The following is a 5,055-nucleotide window of genomic DNA, read 5'->3' as shown; positions in this document are numbered from 1 at the left end:
ATAATTTGTTAGCTTTGCCACCTTTTTTAAATTTTTCTATTTCAGCAACCTTTAAAATATCTAACATTTTATTAAAAGTGGCTTGTTTTATTCCTGTTAATCGGAATAATTCTTTATCATTAATAAAATCAAATTTATCAAATTTCATAATTTTAGATTCCTATAATTTCTATTTTAAATATATTTTATAGGAATTTTAAAATAACTAGGTTATGCAAGAAGTCTATTAAAACAAAAGTTCCCAGCATTAAAGATTAATAAAATTCAAATTAAAAATAATATTACGGCTACAACGGCTACAATTACTTCTAATGATTTTAAGATTTACCGAAGTTCAGTTACCCTTAATTATCTTCTTGATAAATCAGTGTTAAATCAAATTAATTTAAATCAACAATATGTTCCAAATCAAACTTGAATGCAACAACGTGGCTATAATGGCTTATGAATTAGTAAAAACCCAGCAACAGATCTTGAAAAAAATTTAACAAATGCCTTTTTAAGTCATGCTGAATATCCTAACTTACCATTTTATGAAAAACCAGAATTTAATTCATATGAAGAATTATTAAATTTTTTAAATCCAAAAACTAAATCATCTTTAACAAATTTTATTAATAATTATTGTCCGACATATATTATAATAGATTAAAACAATTAATGGTAAGATTTTATAATTATATGGCTAGTAGTTGAGGAAAAAATAATGTTCATAATGTATTAAAATGAATTGATATTGCTCAAGTTCTTGATGCAGATGGATACGGTCATTTTGACCATCATATTCAAATTCATGCACGAATATTAAAATGTTATTATAATGCTATGGGAAATCATTCATTTTATACTGGTTATTCTTCTGTTCTTGATCCTTTTAGAGTTTTCTTTTATGAATTAAGACATATGTTAGATCATTTTTTAAAAGATAATATGCATATAAGTATAAGTAATAAATTAAAAGATTTTTTAACAAGTAAAATTATTAATTTTAATAATTGACCAAGCTTAGACAAAGAAAAAATTTTTAAATTATTTCATCTTAGTTCATATTCTTTTTCTAGTTTATATGAAGTTATTGGTGAAGGATTTGTATATTAATTTTTAATACCAAATGAATTAAAAACAAGAGCATGAGAATTCTGACATGAATTTTTAACATTATATTTACCAAAATTAAATTAATTTTAAAACGTTTATTTTTATATTATATATTACTATTTAGTTAAGAAATTTATTACATTTACAATTTAATGTAAAAATATCTTAATTTAAAAAAAATCTAATATTTTTAGGCTAAAATAATACTAAGTGTAATTTTACACATATTGAATATGGAAAAATTCAAAGAAAGGTTACAAGTATGAAAAAAGTTCAAAAAAGAAAACTAAAATTATGACATAAAATTACAATTTGGGGAATCTTAAATGCTTCTGCGTTATTATTATTAATTGCTGTGTTTGCTTTACCACAAACACCTTGACATTGTCGTTTATTCGCGTTTATCAATATTTTTGTTATATTATTAGCACAAGTAATTTATTATACTCGTCTTTATTTTAAAAATAAAAAGAAAGCAACTAAAAATAAACCTATTAAATTGCAATAATTTTAAAAAACTAAAAAGAACACTTTATTCCTATAAATAGCATTATTTAAATGGTAAAATGTTATTTTTTTATTTTTTGTTAGTTGTAAGATAAATTAAATGATATTTTCGTTTTCCACGACGAATAATTAAATATTTATCAAATAAAAACTTATCTTTTGCTACAAGTCAAGTTTCTTCTTTAACAATTTGCCCATTAATAGTAATTGCACCTTGTTCTAAAAACTCACGACCTTCACGTTTAGAAGAAATAATCTGTGCTTGTACTAATAAATCAAGCAGCGGCAAATTAAGATTTGTTAAATGAAAATTAGGTAAATTGTTATCAAGTTGGTCTAGCTGTTGCTCTGATAATTCATGTAAATTGCCTTTAAATAAAGCTTCGCTAACAATTTGTGCTGTTTTTAATCCTGCTGCTTGATGAACAAATAAAGTTACTTCTTCTGCTAGTTTTTTTTGTGCAATGCGTTGTGCTGGTTCATTTTGGTGAACTGCTTCAAGAGCAATAATTTCTTTTTCAGATAACATTGTTAAATAACGTAATAATTTCCCTGCTTCTTGGTCATCTTGGTTATAAAAGAATTGATAAAATTCATACGGCGATGTTTTTTTTGAATCTAATCAAACTGCCCCTGATTCTGTTTTTCCAAATTTGGAACCATCAGCTTTTGTTAATAAATTCATTGTCAAACCACAAGCTAAATTATCTTCTCCAATTTGTTTATAAATATAATCTGTACCCGAAGTAATATTTCCTCATTGGTCACTACCACCAGTTTGAACAGCACAATCATAATTAATATATAATTGATAAAAGTCATAAGCCTGCAATAATGTGTAAGCAAATTCAGTATATGATAAACCAACTTCAATTCTAGTTGCAATATTTTCTTTTGCTAATAAATAACTAATATTAAAATTTTTACCAACATTTCGCAAAAAATCAATCAAGGTCATTTTTTGAAATCATTCAGCATTATTAACCATTTTAACTTTTGATCCAATTAATTGTTGCATTTGATTACTAATGGTTTCCACATTATGTTTAATTGTTTTATCATCTAGCAATACCCGTTCTGCTTTTTTTCCACTAGGATCACCAATCATTCCTGTCCCACCACCAATAATAGCAATTGGTTGAAATCCAAACATTTCAAAACGTTTTAATAACATAATTTGAATTAAATGCCCAACATGTAATGAATCACCGGTTGGATCAAAACCACAATAAACTCCTTTTTTTAATTCTTGCGCTTTTAATAATTTTGCTTCATTAGTTACTTGTTTTAATAGTCCTCTTCATCTTAATTCTTCTAAAATATTTTTTACCATCATTTATCTCCTTTGCTATTTAAAAAACTCTAAATTATTAGAGTTATTTCTTATCTACTTTTGAATCTTTTTTAATTGGGGCAGACTTTCCTTCTCCAATAATTTTTTCAGAAATTGATGTTGATTTTTTTTTCAAATCTTCAGTTACCTTAATTCCAGCGTCAATTGCTGAAACTGTTATTTTTGCTAAATCTTTTGCCACTGCGCGCACATTAGGTGATTTTGCTGCTGCTTTAATTAATTTAACTGCACCATTATCAATTTTCTTTAATGTCTTATAAGCCATTTCTTTTGTTGAAGCAGAATCTAAAATTTCAACTGCACCTTTGACATTTTTAATGTGCAATTCAATATCAGTTGCAACTTCATCTGATTCTATTCCTTGCGATTTTTCTCATACAATCTCAATTTTATTAACCATTTTTTTAAGTTGTGGATTATATTTTTTAACTAAATTAATGAAATCTTGTCGTAATTCTGAACCTTTTTTCGGAGCAATTAACATTCCTACTATCATCACTGCCAATGTTTTAACAAATTTAAATGCCATAATTATTCCTTCTCATCAGAATTAGCAAAATCTTTTAATTTATCAACAATTCGATAAGCAATGTCTTTATTACGAGCAATAATTTTCACTCATGCTTTAACGTTTCGTTTTGCAAAAGCTTCAAAAACATCAATATAATTTGAAACTTTAACAACGGTATCAATCAACAGTAGAATTTAACATTTCTGATTTATAAGTTAAGTCTTCAACAAAATAATCAAATTTCTTAGCAGCAATTGCAACTTTTCGCGCAGCAATAATGCCATAACAGCAAAAAACAATTGCTAAACATAATAAAACAATGATTAAAATTGTTTGTTAAATTAATAAATTATCATTTGTTGCTAACATATATATCATTCTTTTCCACCCTTTTTCTAATCGTATTAAATATTACTTTTATATTATAACTTATTTTATAATTTATTTTAAATAATATTAGAATAATTAGTTAACTTAATGATAAAAATTAATATATACTAATTTACAACAATATATAATTTATCTTTACAAGATAGTATTAAACCAGTTTTTACATTAATTTGTTTTATGTTATATCAAAGAATAAAATCAGTAATTAATGCAAAATACTCAAAAATTTACGATATTGTAGTATTTTTTTACTTTTATTAATTATTATGTAAATTAAGTTGTTTAAAAATATTAAAAATTTGCAATTAATTTGTTAAAAATTAAAAAATATACTTATCTTTTTCTTTTTTTATAAAATATTATTAAGGAGAAAAAATGAAAAAAATATGAATAATAAATGCATTTTTAATTTTAATTAATATTTAATATCTTTTATAACTTTTTTGTAGGCATATATATATTATAAAAATAAATGAAAACAAGAACCTTTAATTAAAAATTATGAACCATTATATAAAGAAAAAAATGAAAATATTATAAAACATAAATCAATTTCATTACCCGTTGAATTATTTTATCAAGAAACAAATTATTGATGTGGCCCCGCTAGTGTACAAATGGTAATAAATTATGTTGCTAATAAAAAATTATCACAAGAAAAATTAGAAAATTATTTACAAACTGTAAAAACAGAAACTTATCCATGAAATATTCCAGCAATTTTAAATAAATTCACAAACCAAAATAATCATAAATATACACGAAAAATATTAGGACTCAATTATGGTTTAACCGAAAAAGAACAAAAAATATTTTATAATGATGTAAACAATAGTTTAAAGCATAATTTTCCAGTTATATTAAGTATTCATGGTAAATATCCTTGAAACAACCATATGATAAGATATCTTATTGTTATACATGGAGTTCAAGTATCAGAAAAATTTGAAGAATATACATATTTAATTGCTGATCCTTGATCCGGAGAAGTAGAAGTTAAACAATCACAAATAAGTAGTCTATTTACTTATGACGCAAATAGTAGCATTATTAAATCTAATTAAAATATTTTAAAATTATTTGTGAATTTTTAACTACTATCACCATCGATTCTTCAACTAATTAAATAGACTTCTTGCATAACCTAGTTATTTTAAAATTCCTATAAAATATATTTAAAATAGAAATTATATGA

7 protein-coding genes are annotated in these 5,055 nt (G+C 23.8%); 4 read left to right on the top strand and 3 right to left on the bottom strand.

Annotation, left to right across the window (positions count from 1 at the left end; translation table 4 throughout):
* The first annotated feature begins 367 nt into the window (after window positions 1–367).
* The 3 genes from BST80_RS04005 (at window position 368) to BST80_RS03995 (ending at window position 1,606) form a co-directional block, all read left to right on the top strand.
* The gene (locus BST80_RS04005; RefSeq protein WP_415746067.1) at window positions 368–652 is read left to right on the top strand and encodes a hypothetical protein; all 285 of its coding nucleotides are present in this window, start codon (window positions 368–370) and stop codon (window positions 650–652) included.
* Window positions 653–660: 8 nt separating this feature from the next.
* Window positions 661–1,098, top strand: coding sequence for a hypothetical protein (locus tag BST80_RS04000; protein ID WP_415746066.1), 438 nt, complete (start codon window positions 661–663; stop codon window positions 1,096–1,098).
* 262 nt (window positions 1,099–1,360) lie between these two features.
* Entirely contained in the window at window positions 1,361–1,606 is a 246-nt protein-coding gene (locus tag BST80_RS03995; RefSeq protein WP_415746065.1) for a hypothetical protein, read from the top strand.
* A 69-nt stretch (window positions 1,607–1,675) separates the two neighbouring features.
* On the opposite strand, the gene tyrS is transcribed toward BST80_RS03995, so the two are convergent.
* Genes tyrS through BST80_RS03980 form a run of 3 tightly spaced genes read right to left on the bottom strand, consistent with a single transcriptional unit; the run spans window position 1,676 to window position 3,655 of the window.
* Window positions 1,676–2,938, bottom strand: a complete 1,263-nt coding sequence (gene tyrS / locus BST80_RS03990) for a tyrosine--tRNA ligase (RefSeq protein WP_415746069.1) — start codon at window positions 2,936–2,938, stop codon at window positions 1,676–1,678.
* A gap of 43 nt (window positions 2,939–2,981) precedes the next feature.
* Window positions 2,982–3,488, bottom strand: coding sequence for a hypothetical protein (locus BST80_RS03985; RefSeq protein WP_415746064.1), 507 nt, complete (start codon window positions 3,486–3,488; stop codon window positions 2,982–2,984).
* A 2-nt stretch (window positions 3,489–3,490) separates the two neighbouring features.
* Window positions 3,491–3,655, bottom strand: a complete 165-nt coding sequence (locus tag BST80_RS03980; RefSeq protein WP_415746063.1) for a hypothetical protein — start codon at window positions 3,653–3,655, stop codon at window positions 3,491–3,493.
* A 660-nt stretch (window positions 3,656–4,315) separates the two neighbouring features.
* On the opposite strand from BST80_RS03980, the gene BST80_RS03975 reads away from it, so the two are divergent.
* Window positions 4,316–4,924, top strand: a complete 609-nt coding sequence (locus tag BST80_RS03975) for a C39 family peptidase (protein WP_415746068.1) — start codon at window positions 4,316–4,318, stop codon at window positions 4,922–4,924.
* The last annotated feature ends 131 nt before the right edge of the window (window positions 4,925–5,055 follow it).

Origin of the sequence: Spiroplasma sp. Moj (assembly GCF_016082285.1) — a bacterium.
Taxonomy (GTDB): domain Bacteria; phylum Bacillota_I; class Bacilli_A; order Mycoplasmatales; family Mycoplasmataceae; genus Spiroplasma; species Spiroplasma phoeniceum.
Note: the sequence above shows the minus strand (reverse complement) of the source record. Positions and strands in the feature narration are given on the sequence as shown.